Below are 16,152 nucleotides of genomic sequence, written 5' to 3'. Positions count from 1 at the left end.
TTTTCCTCCTTATTATATATAGAGTCGAGAATCATAGGTGAAATTTAAAAATGAGTAACAAACTCTAAATTTTTTTTCTTGTTTTGGCTGTGTCTTACTGATGCAATTTTCCGGTGAGGGAACTTCCCTCTTCTTGCATTCAATTATTCTATATAAATCTTTGAAAAGCTTATTTTTTCAAGATTTGAAGAGTTGTCCCTGCTTGCGGCATTTGAATATCTCTTTCTTCAAGATGTAAAGTGCCAGGTAATTCTGCCGTTTCAGAACCATTGAATTTTAACGTGATATGTCCAAGTGAACCTAAATTCTTTTTCACCACGTCACCTACAGAGGTAATGGTATATTGCTGATTGCCTAAGATGAGAATGTCACCCTTTTCGATTTCTCCATTAATTTCATTTACATCAATTAATAGGCAATAATCCGCTAATTCACTCGGGGCATTTGCTCCGAATAGGATGAACATTTTTTCTCCAAGAAAATCAGAGACAGATGGACCAAGTTGGTTAATTTTAGTTTGATAAACTGTCTGCACAAGAAACTCCTCCAATTCTTTGCTTTACATCATTCATTCAGAATCTATTCTAGTAATTATTCATACAACCCGAAGCTTGCGAGCCAAGCAATAAAAACGGTTGGTGCTCCGGTTAAAAAACGTCCGTACAAAACGGAAGGAACTCCGACTTCAATGGTTTCCACTTCTGCCTCTGCTAAACCTAGCCCAACTGGAACAAAATCAGCTCCAGCCTGTGAGTTAATCGCGAAAAGAGCTGGCAATGCAAGGTGCGGCGGGATATTTCCTTTTCCAATTTCCACTCCAATTAATGTCCCAATGACCTGTGAAATAACAGCTCCCGGTCCCAAGAATGGTGATAATAATGGGAATGAGCAAATTAAAGAGATTAAGAGCAAGCCCGGCAAAGATCCTGCAAATGGTGATAAATATTGTGCGAACACATCCCCAATTCCAGATGCTTTAATCACCCCGATTAACATGGCCACAAAAGCCATAAACGGTAAAATTGTTTTAATGACAGTATCTATCGTGTCACGGCCAGCCTGATAAAAGACATTGACGATGGAACCCATCGCCATCCCAATGCGTGCTATGACGCCTTTAGGCTTTCTTTGTTCACTAATTTTTTTATCTGCGCTATACTTAGGTTTAGAAATTGTTTTTTCAATTTTTCCGTTAGCATTGTTCACATTGGATGTTGGAGGTGTTGCAGCACCTTCATGCAATTCAATGTTTTGAGGCTTTACTCCAGAAACGTAAATGTCCTCGGTAATGTGCATTGCTAACGGGCCACTTTGTCCAGTAGGCATGATATTGATCGTCATGATTCTTTTTTTGGGGTATAAGCCACATCGGAGCGTTCCGCCACAATCAATGATGACACACGCCATTTCATCCTCGGGTACACTCGTTTTAAAACCGTCGACTAATTCACAGCCTGTTAATTCTGCAATGGTGTCTGCAATATCCGGTCTTGTTCCGCCTGTTACATATACCACTTTATTTTTTTCTTCTGTCGGTGAAATCACTAATGGCCCGCCAAATCCGCCTTGCCCTGCATTGACGATAATTGACTTGTACTTCGTAACCGTTTGAGTCATTCCTTTCCCCTCCTTAGAGATCCACTGTTTCTTTCAATTTAACGCCTTGCTGTTTAGATACATAATAAGTTGTTAAATCTGTTACCCAACCTCTTAAAAAGTTTGTGAAAACCCCCACCAAGAAGTAACGAAGGGCTAGTTCTGTTGTTTCAAATCCCAGTGTTGTAATTCCTGCAGCAATTCCCAAGAATACGAACAGCTCCCCTGGATTAACGTGTGGAAAAAGTCCGTTATGCGTGTGGCAGGAATAAGAAGCAGCAGCATAATAGCTTGGTTTGTATTTTTCCGGCAAAAATTTCCCAAGTGATAATGTCATTGGATTTGCCAAAGCAAACGTTCCAATTACCGGAAGGACAAAATATCTTGTAAGTGGGTTCTTACTCGATTTCTTCGCGATCAGTTCCACTCTTTCTTCTCCAACCAACCGTATAAGGGCATTCATTGCAACTAAAAGCATGATAAGGAGTGGAACAATACCTGTTACTAAATCGACAAAAGTTTCGGCACCTGCTCTAAATAAATTCATAAAGCCATCTGCTGCATTTGTAAGCCAATCCATTCAATTCACCTCAATAATTCCTATTTTTTTGATAAGAGTAAATCAATCCAGCCTTTCTTAACCTTCAATTCACCCCCTTTAGAGATAATATGATAGCTGTTCAGTGCATCCTCAATGGCTAACCTTGTTAACTTATTTACTTTATGAAGATCCTCTTCACCGAGGTGTAAGAGATTTTTCCCTTCAAATCCTTTTAAGTTCCTTACTCTTGAAAGCACGGTTACTCCCTGCATTTTGGCGGCTTTCAATATGTTGTTTTTTCGGTCAATTGCAAACATTACGACAGTGCCAGATTTAAAAAGTCCCGTTCTTTTCCCAATCGCGACCCTTCCAAGCTTTCTCAACTCTGCATACCTTTTATTGAAATGCTTGATTTGCAAAAATCCAAAAATGCTTTGAAGGAGCCAAGAAAAACCAATTAATATAATGACATACCATAGCATTTTGATTCCTCTTTTCATATGAACTGAAGCTTACATCTTGTTTCCGTTACAATCAGATAATTAATCAATACTCCTTAAGATAAGGATGTTCCATTTTCTTCAATGATTTCAATGATTTCATTTGCCGTTTCCTCAGTGGTGATCAGAGTGTTGATGTATCCTCCTCTTAATCCCCCAATAATGGAAGGAGCTTTTTCAACAGACTCTGCAATACCGATTGAGTATGGAATATTTTTTAGTTTTTCCAGCTCAATGGCTATTGTTCGATCAGATAAGTCAGATTGAATCAGGTTTCCATCTATATCATAAAATCGTGAGCAGATATCACCTATGGCACCTTGTTGATTTAAATCTTCAATTTCCCGATTGCCGCAAAAGCCGGCCCAGACTAAATTAGATGATTGGTTTGGGTTCCCAATCCCTACTACTGCAATTGTTAAGTTGTCCCAAAGCTCCGTTATTTTAGTGAAGTAGTGAGATTGAACAATGTCATCCTTTGTCTCTTTTTTTTCCACTACTGCCGCAGCATCAATAAAATAAGAAGTTCCTCCAAAATCTTCTGCAATATTATAAACAATTCTATTGACGTGATGCTTCGTATCCATAGGTCCAGGCCCGCCTACTAAAGGGACAAAATGAGCGTCTTTTTTTCCGGCGTTGGTAAATTCACCAATCAGACTGGCCATTGTGCTTCCCCAGGCACAGCCTACGACATCACCGTCTTTAATAATCCGTTTTAGTAATTCAGCCCCGGCCATCGCTACCACTTTCTTTTTATCCAGTTCGGTACTGTCTCTTTTTTCAGGAACAATAATTACTTCTTTTAAGCCAAACAACTTTTCCAATTGACGTTCCAATTCAAAAGCTCCATCAATATCGCTGCTGACAGTAATTTTAACTACCCCATCTTCCCTTGCTTTTTTTAAAAGTCTGCTGACGGATGTTCGGTATATACCTAATTCTTTTGAAATGGCGCCTTGCGTCATATCTTCTTCATAGTACATTTGCGCAATTTTAACTAAGAGTCTTTTTTCTTCTCTTTTATCCATTTCGTCACTTCCTTTTTAAATATGCACATTTGTGCAACCCTAATCATTTGTGCTTTATTGAATTTAGTATACGCTTACAAAAATAGCTACGTCAACAAAAAAATACCACTTGTGCAAATTTTTAAAAAATTATGTCATTTGTGCTTGGTGTGGACTCATAAAAGCCCCAAAAAAATGAAGCAGCTCCATTGGATCGGGCTGCTTCATTTCTATTATCCATTAAGACGGTATTATCAAAAGTATTTATAAAGAGAAAAGCAACAACTCGAACGTTGCCTTTTCCAATTTATCCATTTCGGAATTTTGAAGGTCAGGAGAACTTCAACCTAAAAATAGTCGAGTTCCTTACTATTCTAAGGATTTTACTTTTTTTATGAGGGATCTTAACAGTTATAAAAATTGACTGGTATCTATCCTAGTGGAACTTTTTCCCTTAACCTGTTTTAACGTCGCTACTATAAGAAAGCTAACAATCACTAATAAGAGCCATGAACTCACCTTTCCTAGATGAACCAGACTCCATGCATCGGTTTGGTTTGGATATTCCCACGCTCCAAAGAATGTTGCGATATTTTCGGCTATCCATATAAAAAATCCGATGAGCACAAAAGAAAGCGCGAGTGGCATTCGGTAACGAGTTCCATCAACCTCGTATGTGACCCATGATTGCCAAAAGACGATAATTACAAGTCCAGATAACCACCAACGAACGTCAATCCAATAATGGTGGGTGAAAAAATTCAAATAAATCGCAGCTGCAAGAGGTACAACTACCAAAAACGGTGGCCACTTAACCAGTTCAACCTTAAGCCTCCTCCACGCCTGGCAAAGATAACTCGCTACACTTGCGTACATGAATCCGCTATACAAAGGCACTCCAAAAATTTTGAAATAGCCTTCCTCTGGATAAGACCAGGAGCCCATATGTACCTTGAAAAGTTCAAGAGCAAGTCCAATAAGGTGGAACAATGTGATAACCTTTAGCTCATCCCGTGTTTCAAGTCCAGAACGCACCATCCACCACTGCATCAGAAGACAGATGATGAGCAGCCAGTCATACCGTGGCAGGAAGGGAAGCGGCATGATTTTTGTAAAAGCCAAAGAGGCAAAAATAACGACAGGAAACAAACATGATAGGGCCTGCTCCCAACCAAAACGAACGAGTTGTTTTAGTGCTCTCATGATTGGTGCCCCCATTTTTGAATCGTTAAATTCATGAGTAACTCCCCTTTTTAAAAATCTTTCTTTTCCTTTCAATGTTGCATTTCCCCACTTTATTAATCTTTTGTGCCTTCATCATTTCGGTATTCTAAAATATCTCCGGGTTGACATTCTAAAGCCTTACAAATCGCCTCTAAAGTTGATAATCGAATCGCTTTTGCCTTGCCATTTTTCAATATGGAAAGATTAGCCATCGTGATTCCAACCCTCTCAGAAAGTTCTGTAACGCTCATTTTCCTTTTAGCCAGCATCACATCAATATTGATTATAATTGCCATATTATTCACCTCAGATCAGACTATTAAATCATTTTCCGCTTTTATATCTATGGCTTCTTTTAAAAGCCTTTGAAGAACGGCAGCAAAGACAGCAACCACCATTGAAGCAAAAATAACGACCATTCCGATTAATATGATACCTGGGGCGTCGTCCATCTCCGCAATGAGATAAAAGAGTGGCATGCCTGCGACATACAAGATACTGATTGTGATTGCACAATATTTGATAATCTTTAAAGCTCTAACAGATAATTCCGAGAAAGCTTTGTTCTTGTCAATATAGCTTAAAAGTTTAAAAGCTTGATACAGAGCAAAGTAAAAAGGTATCGCCGATGCATACAAATCGATTAAAACGAGATATTTCATATAAGCAATATCCGGATACAATTCTGCTGCAAAATTCGCTATCTCAGGCACCAAAAATATGCACAAAGCAAGAACTGGAATTCCAATAAGAATAACAGCTATCTTTAAAAAGAGTGTTGTTCCCCGTTTCATAAAAAGCACCTCACTTATTTATTATTAATTTGACTTTAACATACGTTTTATCGTTTTACAATAAAGTATTATTGTCTTTTATTATATTATTATTGTTACGTAATTATCCCTTTCATTTTAAAAAAAGGCTATGTTAAAGATGAAGGTTGATTTTAAAAAAATATATAAGCAAAGAATAAAATGGTAATTTATGTTAAAATATATATGAAATTATGAAGATTTCCACTACAACTAACGGTTCAGGATTGTTAAATAAGGTTTGTATTGCAAAAGAATACGGGGGGATGAAATGAAACGTTTTTTTAGATTTTTTATAGGAATGTTCTTAATATTTACATCAACAGGATGCATAGGAGAAGATTATGATGTTGGTGTTCCAACTGCTCATTTATATTCAGAAGACCTTGCTACAACTTTACAATTAACAGAAGGAAATATCAGTTGGAGTTCATCAAGTGGAGATGTAGATCAAAAAATAGATGATATTCAAGAATTAGGATTATCACAAGAACAAATGAAGGTTACTGCCAACGAAAAAGTTTCCTTGGATTTTCAAGAGAACGTAAGAAATGGTGGAGACATTTGGACTGACCAAAAAATAACAGTTGCCCTACTGAAAGATGAACAACGAATTGAACTCGAATTGCATGAAAATAGGGAATTTCAAATCCCCAATAACAAAGGGAGTTATGTTTTAGAAGTTGTATTCACAAGTTCAAGAGGTACTGCCCAATATGTAGGAAATATCTTAATTCAGTGATGTAGCCCTAAGGGGCAAAGAGAATTATAGGAGTAAAATCACCCAAGAACTTTAACATAGCCTTTAAAAAAAGGAAGAAAAGCATACTCATTACAAAGAAAGCTCCATAACTTAAAATAACTTGTGCTTCTTGCCCCGTTAGCGCCATAAGAAAAAGGCTGCCGCAGCAACCTTCCTTATCGAAGTAAAACACCTGTTAGTTCAACAAAAAAACGATTTCATAGAGAAATTGGTTATTTTATTTTTCACTTCCCCGAGACCAGATAACTACAGGAATCAATAATAAAGATAATAACCCTCCAATAAATGATAATGTTGTATAACTTGAACCGGCCACAATCATTCCAGAAAAGGCTCCACCAGCAGCACCTGATAATGCAATTAAAACATCCACTGCACCTTGAGTTTTAGCCCGAGTTGAAGTTCCAGTTGAATCAACAATGAGAGCAGTCCCACTTATTAAACCAAAATTCCATCCTAATCCAAGTAAAGAAAGAGCAATAACTAGGAGAATCATAGAATCACCTGGTGCAATCGCTGATATTAAACCTGCCAGAAGCAACGTAACTCCAGAAGCAATAGCCATAGCAGTACGACCAAACTTATCAACAAGGAAACCTGTAACCAGTGATGGGAGAAACATTGCACCTATATGAAAGCCAATAACAAGACCTATTTCACCCAAGTCATGTCCATGATGTCTCATATGAACTGGTGTCATTGTCATAATAGCCACCATGACAATTTGAGTAAGAACCATGATTGTTGCACCAACAATAATGCCTCTTTTGTTTTCTGTTTTATCAGTATCTGTCGAATGTTCTATTCGATTACTTTCTTGGTTGGACACTTCTATTGTTCTTGCTATAACCAATGGGTCTGGGCGAAGCATGATGAAAAGTACAAGACCTGCTAAGATAAATGCTGCAGCTGATAAAATGAAAGGACCAGCAAGTGATGGAACGCCAATAGAAAGAGCAAAATCCCCCATTACATTCACTAAATTCGGACCTGCAACTGCACCAAATGTTGTAAATACCATAGTAATACTAATAGCAGTAGCTCGCTGTTTATTGTTTGCTAAGTCCGTACCAGCGTAACGAGCTTGTAAATTTGTCGCTGTTCCTGCACCATAAATGAGCAGGGAAGCGAATAAAAGGAAAATGCTATTTATTATGGCTGCAGTTATGACTCCTATCGCTCCAAGTCCACCTACCATAAAGCCAGCTGTTAGACCTGTACGACGACCGTAACGTTGAGAAAGTCTCCCTACGATTAAAGCAGCCCCTGCAGACCCTAAAGTAAATAAACCCGAAGGAAGTCCAGCAAATGCATCTGTGCCAAGCATTTGTTGTGCAAGAAGTGCCCCCACCGTAACTCCAGCTGCTAACCCAGCACCACCAAAAATTTGTGAAATACTTATAATAATCAATGTACGTTTGTATAACATTTTTTGTTTTTCTTGAGAATCTACATAACTCTGGTTCAATTGATATGTTTTACTAGACATTTGTTAAGACCTCAATTCATATATCATTCTGTAATTTCTCCGGTGTAGTAACCGTTCTTCACCATATCAGCGATGACCAGGGCCTCTTTCTTATCACTTTTCGACTGAGAATCATCACTGTTTTCTTTATTCCTTTTTACTAAGTGAGGTTTACCGTCACTACCTCAATTCCTTGTTTAAATAGCCACTTCGAGAGATTATCCATTAATGGATTTTAGGTTCCATTCCTACAATGGCTACCTCCAGTTTATTTAATCTTTGAATCTTATCCATCCATTTTAATAAACTAGCAAATCCATCTTCATTAAGCTAACCTTTCTTTAGTTCAATAAGAAAAAAGGCTGCCGAGCAACCTCGCTTATTGAAGTAAAGCACCCCGATTATTAGACCAACCTTTAAATTCATCGAATTATATTCTTTGTCATACCAATGGTAAACTTCTCAAATCCTAAATTTTCATAATATGATTCCAAACTTTCTACACACATAAGTTGAGGAATTACTCGATTTTGCTCACAATGTTCAATTATTCGATTCAATATTTCTTTACCGATTCCTTTGGACTGATAGCTCGATAGTACACAAACTCCACATATAACTCCAGTAATCACACCATCTGAAATAACACGTCCCATACCCACTAACTGCTGTTCATCAAAAGCATAAATTGCATACCAGCTTTGATTGCACATTTGTTTCAATTCATTAACTGTTAATTTAAGTGAATTCCATCCTAAAGATTCATATAAGGTTAGTACTTGCTTGAAATTTTCAGGGGGTTCCATTGTATAATGTATAGGTTTTCCCATAATAGCACCTCCCTGGATTTTTGTAACTTACAAGTTAATATCAACATGTATCTTCCACTGCCTGCCCCGATAGTTGGTTAAGAAAAAGGTTGCCTAAGCAACTCCATGTTCGACTCAAACCCTTTAGGTCAATTTTAAATTCCCTTCCCATATTTCACCAAAATATGCCACAATAGTTTTAATTCCTGAAGTACCTCTGGATACGTTCCGCGATCGCTCCAAGACCCTGGATTGCGTTTCAAGTCCATTACAGCAGATCCAATTATGTTCGCATCGATTAAATTATTATGTGCAATTCGTTTTGCCAAGGAAGTCATTGATGGGCCTCTAAAATCCGCAGGGACCTGGTCTACCATAAGTACAGAGCCCTTGTGCCAATAAAGATCAATAGAATACTTAAGGCATATTTGTTCCATTGTTCTCCCTACATGATTGTCCTTGAATGAAGGATCTGCAACAAGCACTTCCACGTCTTCTTTAAGTGATATGTCCCCATGAACTTGGGCTTCAAGATAGTGGTTAAGATTGCGGCTTGGCTCTTTGTTTGCTGGATCCATAAACGGGCTTTCTAGGTTAACCAGTAAATGATTGATTAATCTTGCTGGCGTCAGATTTCTTTCACCGATTGCAAAATCCCTTAAGAACGCTTCTTCCAAGAGTGCAGCCAAAATGATGTCAAACTCTTCATAAGTGCCCTTTTCTTTTGGGTCTTGATGCGAATCCAAATACGTGTAGGTGGAACGATAAGAGACCTCAGGGGAAAGAACAAAATAGCATGATCCAAACCGTGGAGCAGGCCCATCAGGGTGTAACATCAAATTTAGCGCCCCATATTTTGGCCGTTGGTTATTGGTTGTGCCCTCCAGTTGATATGCTCCTCCAAAAATTCTCTTCTCCCAAATGTCGCGATTACCGCCAGAGTATGCGGATACGCTGCCATTCGATAAAAATGTTTCAAACTGGCTCTTATATATTCCCTGCTCAAGCATTGCTTCAGCAACGCTTTTCATAGTCGAATCTGGTCTATCTGGGTGAAAATGCAGACAAATATTTGCATGAGCCTTTAAATTAACAACAGCATTTTCAAATACCTTTTCCGAGATATTGGACATTTTTAATATGTGATTAATTGTTGCTTTAGCTTCATGTTTATGGTTCCTTGCATACTTTGTAAAATGCTTTAAAGCAAATTGTTGTGCCCTTGATAAACCCATGAATAGACGAGTCTCTCCTTTCATTCAATTGATCCTAATTAATTCAATGAAAAGTTGTTTTTCCCTTATTTTCAATTAACTGCTCCGTTAAGCAGCAATATCTCCATAACTATAAAAATATTCACTTTATAGAGACACTATGCACTTGGAACTTAAAGATGCTTGCTCTTCCCCAAGACCCCTGGCTAAATCTCCGAATCTCTTGTTTTTCTTTTCGCCATCAGACGCTTATAAAGAGGAAAGCCAAACATATAATACCCTGAAAATGACAGCAGTATTAAGGCTAAACCTGTCATTGTGAGGATCGTGTATCTATACCAATTGCCAAAGAAGGATCCATCATGCAAAGTAATGAGGAAAGTTGAGTAATCCGGGTTCGTGGATAAAACTTTTCCCGTACTTGCATCGATTTGAACACCTTGACTGTTATTAAAGCGAACCTGGTAAACATTTGCACTTGGTCTATATTCAATTCTAAATATATCATCAACCGAGTCTGTACCTGGAAGTCCCTGGGAAGCAGCAATCGACACGACCTTCTCCATTGGTATCGCTTGATCTGGACTCGACTCTTTCCCCGTCCTTAACTCATCAGCCACTCCGAGTGGTATCATATAAACAAGCACGAGGCCTGTGACTGCGATGAACATAAAAAAAACAGATAAAATTAATCCTGACCATTTATGTACTTTTCGGCTAAATTGATACAACTTTACAGATTTCGACATAGTTCCTTCACACTCCTTGGCAACTTTTCACAACATTTTTCAATTTGAAGTAAAACCCTAAAATTCGCACAATTATAAACTTTTCTTCATAACTATCCTATGTTCATTTACAACATAATCATTCTTTCGATAAAATGCTTCTGCAAGCCCGTCGTTAGCAGTTAATAAATATAAACTTTTAATCCCTCTCTTCTGTAGTTCATCTTCTAAAGAATGAAGCATTTTTGAGCCGTATCCCTTACCTTGCAATTGATTATTTACACAAAGTTCCGCCAAATAAAAAGTTAAACCTTGATAAGACACCTTACTATTTCCAGCAATAAAACCTACTGGATTGTGATCGACATGGAATAAAAAACCAAGAAACCTAGGAGTATTCAATAAGTCAGCAAGTCTTTCTTTAGCAGTCTCGTATGTCCAACTTTCATTCCATGGTTCACTATTAAAAACGTTCATGTAGAGTTCGATACATGGCTCTAAATTCTCCGATGTCAGTGGTAACATTTCTGTCATATTCATGCTTCCTTTCTATTTTCATTAAAATTTTGTATATTAATCCAAATTATATCTTATCTTTGTTGAACTGACCTGACCCTTTAGTTACATAAGAAACTTCTATGGCGGCGATCCTCGCCGCCACCATCTATCACGAAACCCTGCTAATTACCCCAAAATAAAGTCTAACCCATTAAACCGTTGACAATAATGGTGATAACAATACAACCAGGCTGAACCTTTTTTGGTGGATCTTAAGGAAGATACCCTGTATAAGAAACTGGTTGTGACAGTATTGAAGAACCATTTAGTGTACTGCTAGTACGTATACAAAAATTTTTGCAACAAATCTCCTGTCATATGTATTGTTAATCTTTTATTGAGGTGATTCTCCTATGGAAGCAATGATTGAACGGTGTGCTGGCCTAGATGTACACCAAGAAACAGTAGTAGCCTGCGTATTATTGGGTCCATTAGAAAAAAAGCCAAAAACCTCTATTGAAACTTTTTCAACTACAACAACGGGACTGTTGGCTTTAAGTGATTGGCTAGCTACCCTTCAGGTATCCGATGTTGTGATGGAAAGTACCGGAGTCTACTGGAAACCAATATGGAATATACTCGAAGGATCTTTTCACCTTGTTCTTGCCAATGCCAGGCATGTCAAAAATGTTCCAGGGCGTAAAACTGATGTGAAAGATGCCGAATGGCTTGCCAAGCTTCTAAGATGCGGACTTATTGAAAGCAATTTTGTCCCACCAGAGGATATTCGTGATTTACGAGATCTTACTCGTTATCGAAAAAAATTGATTCATCATCGCACCTCAGAGCAGAATCGCATTCACAAAATTCTTCAAGATGCTAATATCAAGCTAACATCCGTTCTATCAGACATTTTTGGTGTATCGGGACGCCGTATCCTTGAAGCGATTCTAAATGGTGAAAGAATAGAGACCGATGGTCTTCGAAAAATGGTGGATTGGCGAACAAAAGCAAGTATTACTGACATTGCCAATGCAATTAATGGTCGTATTCGCCGTCATCATCGTGATATGTTGCGTTACCATTGGGAGCATATGGGTTATTTAGAAGAAACCATAGAAGAATTAGAAAAACAAATTGATCAACTCCTGTCCCCTTATCGTAAGGAAGTAGAATTATTGGATGGTATACCTGGTGTGAACAAAGCTGCGGCAGCTACTTTTATTGCGGAGATGGGTGTTGATATGTCCGTATTTAAGTCAGCTAAACATCTTGCCTCTTGGGCTGGTGTGAGTCCTGGAAATTACGAAAGTGCAGGTAAAAAAAAACGAGTAAAACCACACAAGGAAATAAAGCTTTAAAAACGATGGCCGTAGAATGTGTATTAGCGACATCAAGGCAAAATAATCGAATTGCTTCACATCGAAAAAGGATTACCAAACGGCAAGGAAAAATGAAGGGACGAATCGCTTCTGCCCATTTACTATTAACGATTACTTACAACATCTTAAAAACAGGAGAACCTTATCATGAACTAGGCTCAAATTACCTTGAAGAAAAACAAAATAACAAAGAATTAAAAATGATCGAATACCTAAAAAAGAAAGGCTATACAATCGCTCCATCTGAACAACAACCTGCATAACCAGTTAAATAACGACATAGCACATTTACGCCCATCAAAAAAAATGAGAATTTGGAGGGTTTATTTTAGCATGGCTTTTTTACTATTGTGTTTTCATACAAAAAGGAGCTGCCTTAAAGACAGCTCCGATCTTCAGCTAACGCACCTGTTAGTTCATTAAGAAAAGCGAAATTTCTTTAAGAATCGCGCCCTTTAGTTGAAGAAGTTACATGACATTCTCTATTTCTTTTTTCTTAAATATGCCTACCAGTAGCATAATAAGTCCTATGATGAAACCGATTGGGAACAAGTACCACATAACCAAAGCTGCCCAAGGATCCTCAACAATAAATGCGTATGATAAACCAATCGCAAAAGATAAGAATGGTGAAATTGCCAACATAAGAGCGATGCCCCAAACAATACATTTTCTTTTTTTCGACTTGCCTTTGCTAAGTTGATAAGCTACAAGTACTCCTATAAATGCAATTCCATACCCTACGGCAAATGCCATCTTTTGTTACTCCCCTCTCTAAATTTCACAATACTCTTATATATGTGTAGCTATGCTGATTTAGATTAATGTATACCCCCCTGATTTTAACATAAATTTCCAAGAATCTTTAAGAAGTATCTTTAACAAAATGGCCCAATTGTTGAATAAAGATCAACAGCACTCTTCAACTAACCTGCCCCGATAGTTCCATAAGAAAAAGCTGCATTAAAGACAGCTCCGATCTTCAGCTAACGCACCCTATAGTTTAAGTACAATATTTCACAAACTTCTAACTAATAAAAAAAAGACGGTGACTTACATAAGTCATCGCCCCGATATTACTAATTATTCAATGCACTAGTAGAATCCCACTCATCAACTATATGGTCCCTAAAATGATCTACTTTAATTGTTTATTCATTCCCCACTGGAAGTACAACAGTAAATGGTTGTAATTCCTTAGCTGGGAAAAAGCTTGAAAAATTAAATTGCAAAATTGTATTTTCCAACTTAAAGTTCATAATTTTTTCTTCCCCATTTAAATCGAATGTAGATTGGAAGTGCGCTGCTTTTTTATCGATAGTTTTCACTTTATTCATGCGAATGCTATGATTTTTAGGTGGTACTGGATTTTCAGGATCTATTTCCCCTAAATATTCCTTATCTACCAACAATAATTCATATTTCAAATTATTTTCAAATAAATCAAGCTGGTGTTTACTCAATTCCTTGGAGAGCCCTGTAAATTGATAATCGATTACTAGTTTACTACCCTTTTTGGTTATATCATTTACCTGAAGGCCTAAATTGAGCCGTTTGCTTTTTAACGCAAACGATTTTTTGTCCAATAGCTGTTGTACTTTTGGGTCTGCAACAGATAGCTGCGGATAAAAAGTAAGTGAAGTAGTATTTGAGTTCAGCTTGGTCATTTTTGTTCGAGCAGTATTATGATATCCATCCTCTAGTGCTGCCCCCTCTAGAGATGTTCCGTTTCCAAACCTATATACCTTTCCTTTATTATCAATTGCTTTTAGTATATAAATTTCATCATCTTTGTATTTTTCCACCGTCTCATAAATAAGCGAAGATGACGCCCTTGCGGTGAGGATCTCTTTAATACGGATTTTGACCTCATCATCTGGGTATCCTTGCTCCTGATCAATAACAAGTGTACTGTTTTTTTCTTGCTGAATTGGGATATCAAAATTCCATTCACCTTTTATCCCGTTAATATTATGAATAGTTATGGGGAGAGTAGAATTCTCCTTAAATGATTCATATGGATATTCCATTTTCCATTGGAAATTGTATCCCCCCTTGACCTTCCTAATGTCTGTCGACTTTCCATTCAACCAAGGGTCATTATCCCCTTTGTTGTGTTCAAAATTCATATCAAAGCTTACTTCCCCTTTTTCGTTATGCCCTTTTTCAACATCTTCATCTACAAATCCTGTAATTGATACCACATTGCCATCAAAATAAGCGCTGGTGAGTTTTACAGTCACTCCATTTTTAGTTAAGGATTGATTTAATTCTGTAACTGCATCTTGATTCGCAAGTTCAACGCCCATTGAATCATTAAATTCTTGAAAAATCCCGCCTATTAAAGGGGTATTAGCCAATACTTTATTCATTGTAGGATTAACAAATCCAGAAGCAATGGTGATTCCAAGAAGAGCAGCTGCAGCAGCTGAACCTGCAAGAACTTTCTTTTTCTTTATTTTCCTACCTTGCCCTGACATTTTTAAGCCTTTATCAATAGCGCTAAACACTTTTTCTTTTGGTACAACTATTTTTTCAATAGCACTTTTTACTTCTTTGTTATCCATTGCATTTGCCCTCCTCTTCTTTATAGGACTTTTTTAATTCGGCTTTCCCCCTGCTTAAATAAGTTTTTACAGTCCCTTCGGGGATCTCCATGATTTCACTAATGGTTTTAATAGAATAATCATAGTAGTAAAACAAAATAATGGCGGTTCGATAATTCCCTTTTAACTGTCCGATCGCATTTAATAGATCTATTGCTTCGTCATGACCTGAATGATAGGTTACCGTTAAATTAGACAATACTTCGTCTGTTAGCCGCACAATATTATTTCTTTTCTTAAGGATTTGGCCAGCACAGCGGATAATGATTTTTGTAAGCCAAGTCATAAAATATTCCGGATGCTTTAACGAATGAATACTCGTAAAAGCCTGATACGTTGCCTCTTGAACGACATCTAATGCATCCTCTTCGTTATGTACATAAAGATAAGCAGTCCGGTAGATTCGTTCATAGTGCTGCTTTATGAGTTGTTCAAAAGCTTTTTTATTGCCCCTGATTGCTTTTTTAACCATCTTATCATTCTCAAACTCCATCTCTCTCAACTCCTTCAACTATTAGTGGAATATATCTTCAGAAAAAGTTTCAAAAAGTTAAAGTATTTTTAGAAAAAGCATAACATGCAAATAAAAACCTAAGTTTAAAAAAATAAACAGAAACCACTTTGCGATTTCTGCTTATTTAAACTGTTGCTTTTTTTTGATAGCTTTTGAATTTGTTGAGTGTATTCTGCAACTCAAAGGTGTTGTGAGTTTACACTTTATTCTACAAAATCGCTTATTGAACTCCCTCAGTTTAATACGATTTTCTCACAAATACTCGCTTATTCGCAGGATTTCATCACCTTTGAATTTAAGTTCACGGGTAAAGGGAGTGATTTCAGGACATGAAGATTTCGTGAAGGCATAGTGAAATAAAGGAGTTGTACAATACTCCATATTTTACCATATAATGTACATTCTCCACGCCGCCCTGGAGGCTTTCCCTCCCATGTCTCAACGGGTCAATTGCCCTATCATTCCTTCGTCATGCCTATCCAAGGGG

Annotated in this window: 19 protein-coding genes and 1 pseudogene; 3 read left to right on the top strand and 17 right to left on the bottom strand. The window is 37.4% G+C overall.

The window, feature by feature from the left end:
* Window positions 1–169 precede the first annotated feature (169 nt).
* The 8 genes from QUF94_RS04850 to QUF94_RS04815 form a co-directional block, all read right to left on the bottom strand.
* On the bottom strand, window positions 170–535 hold the full coding sequence (locus tag QUF94_RS04850) for a PTS glucitol/sorbitol transporter subunit IIA (RefSeq protein ID WP_289314841.1): 366 nt from the start codon (window positions 533–535) through the stop codon (window positions 170–172).
* Between the two features lie 56 nt (window positions 536–591).
* On the bottom strand, window positions 592–1,617 hold the full coding sequence (gene srlE, locus QUF94_RS04845; protein WP_289314840.1) for a PTS glucitol/sorbitol transporter subunit IIB: 1,026 nt from the start codon (window positions 1,615–1,617) through the stop codon (window positions 592–594).
* Between the two features lie 13 nt (window positions 1,618–1,630).
* Entirely contained in the window at window positions 1,631–2,176 is a 546-nt protein-coding gene (gene srlA, locus QUF94_RS04840; RefSeq protein WP_289314839.1) for a PTS glucitol/sorbitol transporter subunit IIC, read from the bottom strand.
* A 20-nt stretch (window positions 2,177–2,196) separates the two neighbouring features.
* Entirely contained in the window at window positions 2,197–2,619 is a 423-nt protein-coding gene (locus tag QUF94_RS04835) for a transcriptional regulator GutM (RefSeq protein WP_289314838.1), read from the bottom strand.
* Window positions 2,620–2,693: 74 nt separating this feature from the next.
* Window positions 2,694–3,668, bottom strand: a complete 975-nt coding sequence (locus QUF94_RS04830; RefSeq protein ID WP_137020318.1) for a sugar-binding transcriptional regulator — start codon at window positions 3,666–3,668, stop codon at window positions 2,694–2,696.
* A gap of 390 nt (window positions 3,669–4,058) precedes the next feature.
* Window positions 4,059–4,850 carry a DUF817 domain-containing protein gene (locus QUF94_RS04825; RefSeq protein WP_289314837.1) on the bottom strand — a complete coding sequence of 264 codons (792 nt, stop codon included), beginning with the start codon at window positions 4,848–4,850 and terminating at the stop codon, window positions 4,059–4,061.
* Window positions 4,851–4,945: 95 nt separating this feature from the next.
* Window positions 4,946–5,167, bottom strand: a complete 222-nt coding sequence (locus QUF94_RS04820) for a helix-turn-helix domain-containing protein (protein ID WP_289314836.1) — start codon at window positions 5,165–5,167, stop codon at window positions 4,946–4,948.
* 15 nt (window positions 5,168–5,182) lie between these two features.
* On the bottom strand, window positions 5,183–5,665 hold the full coding sequence (locus QUF94_RS04815) for a DUF2975 domain-containing protein (RefSeq protein WP_289314835.1): 483 nt from the start codon (window positions 5,663–5,665) through the stop codon (window positions 5,183–5,185).
* 289 nt (window positions 5,666–5,954) lie between these two features.
* Between QUF94_RS04815 and QUF94_RS04810 the strand changes: the two genes are divergently transcribed.
* On the top strand, window positions 5,955–6,425 hold the full coding sequence (locus tag QUF94_RS04810) for a hypothetical protein (RefSeq protein ID WP_289314834.1): 471 nt from the start codon (window positions 5,955–5,957) through the stop codon (window positions 6,423–6,425).
* Window positions 6,426–6,663: 238 nt separating this feature from the next.
* Here QUF94_RS04810 and QUF94_RS04805 read toward each other — a convergent pair whose 3' ends face one another.
* From QUF94_RS04805 to QUF94_RS04780, 6 genes and pseudogenes are all read right to left on the bottom strand, one after another.
* Entirely contained in the window at window positions 6,664–7,935 is a 1,272-nt protein-coding gene (locus tag QUF94_RS04805; protein ID WP_289314833.1) for an MFS transporter, read from the bottom strand.
* Between the two features lie 41 nt (window positions 7,936–7,976).
* Window positions 7,977–8,241: pseudogene (locus QUF94_RS04800) on the bottom strand (IS110 family transposase); the annotation flags it as partial.
* A gap of 95 nt (window positions 8,242–8,336) precedes the next feature.
* Window positions 8,337–8,744: a GNAT family N-acetyltransferase gene (locus tag QUF94_RS04795; RefSeq protein ID WP_289314832.1), complete on the bottom strand. Its 408-nt coding sequence runs from the start codon at window positions 8,742–8,744 to the stop codon at window positions 8,337–8,339.
* A 134-nt stretch (window positions 8,745–8,878) separates the two neighbouring features.
* Entirely contained in the window at window positions 8,879–9,958 is a 1,080-nt protein-coding gene (locus tag QUF94_RS04790) for a DUF3626 domain-containing protein (RefSeq protein ID WP_289318287.1), read from the bottom strand.
* Between the two features lie 185 nt (window positions 9,959–10,143).
* Complete coding sequence (locus QUF94_RS04785; RefSeq protein WP_289314831.1) at window positions 10,144–10,686, bottom strand: PepSY-associated TM helix domain-containing protein; 543 nt, start codon at window positions 10,684–10,686, stop codon at window positions 10,144–10,146.
* A gap of 72 nt (window positions 10,687–10,758) precedes the next feature.
* Window positions 10,759–11,199, bottom strand: a complete 441-nt coding sequence (locus QUF94_RS04780) for a GNAT family N-acetyltransferase (protein ID WP_289314830.1) — start codon at window positions 11,197–11,199, stop codon at window positions 10,759–10,761.
* Window positions 11,200–11,576: 377 nt separating this feature from the next.
* Here QUF94_RS04780 and QUF94_RS04775 point away from each other — a divergent pair, with 377 nt between their 5' ends.
* Window positions 11,577–12,524: an IS110 family RNA-guided transposase gene (locus QUF94_RS04775; protein WP_289314829.1), complete on the top strand. Its 948-nt coding sequence runs from the start codon at window positions 11,577–11,579 to the stop codon at window positions 12,522–12,524.
* A gap of 5 nt (window positions 12,525–12,529) precedes the next feature.
* On the top strand, window positions 12,530–12,808 hold the full coding sequence (locus QUF94_RS04770) for a hypothetical protein (protein ID WP_289314828.1): 279 nt from the start codon (window positions 12,530–12,532) through the stop codon (window positions 12,806–12,808).
* A 205-nt stretch (window positions 12,809–13,013) separates the two neighbouring features.
* On the opposite strand, the gene QUF94_RS04765 is transcribed toward QUF94_RS04770, so the two are convergent.
* From QUF94_RS04765 to QUF94_RS04755, 3 genes are all read right to left on the bottom strand, one after another.
* Window positions 13,014–13,301 carry a hypothetical protein gene (locus tag QUF94_RS04765; RefSeq protein WP_283896594.1) on the bottom strand — a complete coding sequence of 96 codons (288 nt, stop codon included), beginning with the start codon at window positions 13,299–13,301 and terminating at the stop codon, window positions 13,014–13,016.
* 395 nt (window positions 13,302–13,696) lie between these two features.
* Window positions 13,697–15,112: a DUF4179 domain-containing protein gene (locus QUF94_RS04760; protein WP_289314827.1), complete on the bottom strand. Its 1,416-nt coding sequence runs from the start codon at window positions 15,110–15,112 to the stop codon at window positions 13,697–13,699.
* Window positions 15,105–15,644 (bottom strand): sigma-70 family RNA polymerase sigma factor, encoded by a 540-nt coding sequence (locus QUF94_RS04755; RefSeq protein WP_289314826.1) that lies wholly within the window; start codon window positions 15,642–15,644, stop codon window positions 15,105–15,107. Before QUF94_RS04755 ends, QUF94_RS04760 begins: the two co-directional genes overlap by 8 nt.
* Window positions 15,645–16,152: the final 508 nt, after the last annotated feature.

Source organism: Peribacillus sp. NJ4, assembly GCF_030348345.1.
GTDB lineage: Bacteria > Bacillota > Bacilli > Bacillales > DSM-1321 > Peribacillus.
The sequence above is the reverse complement of the archived record's forward strand: the minus strand, read 5'-3'. Positions and strand labels throughout refer to the sequence as shown.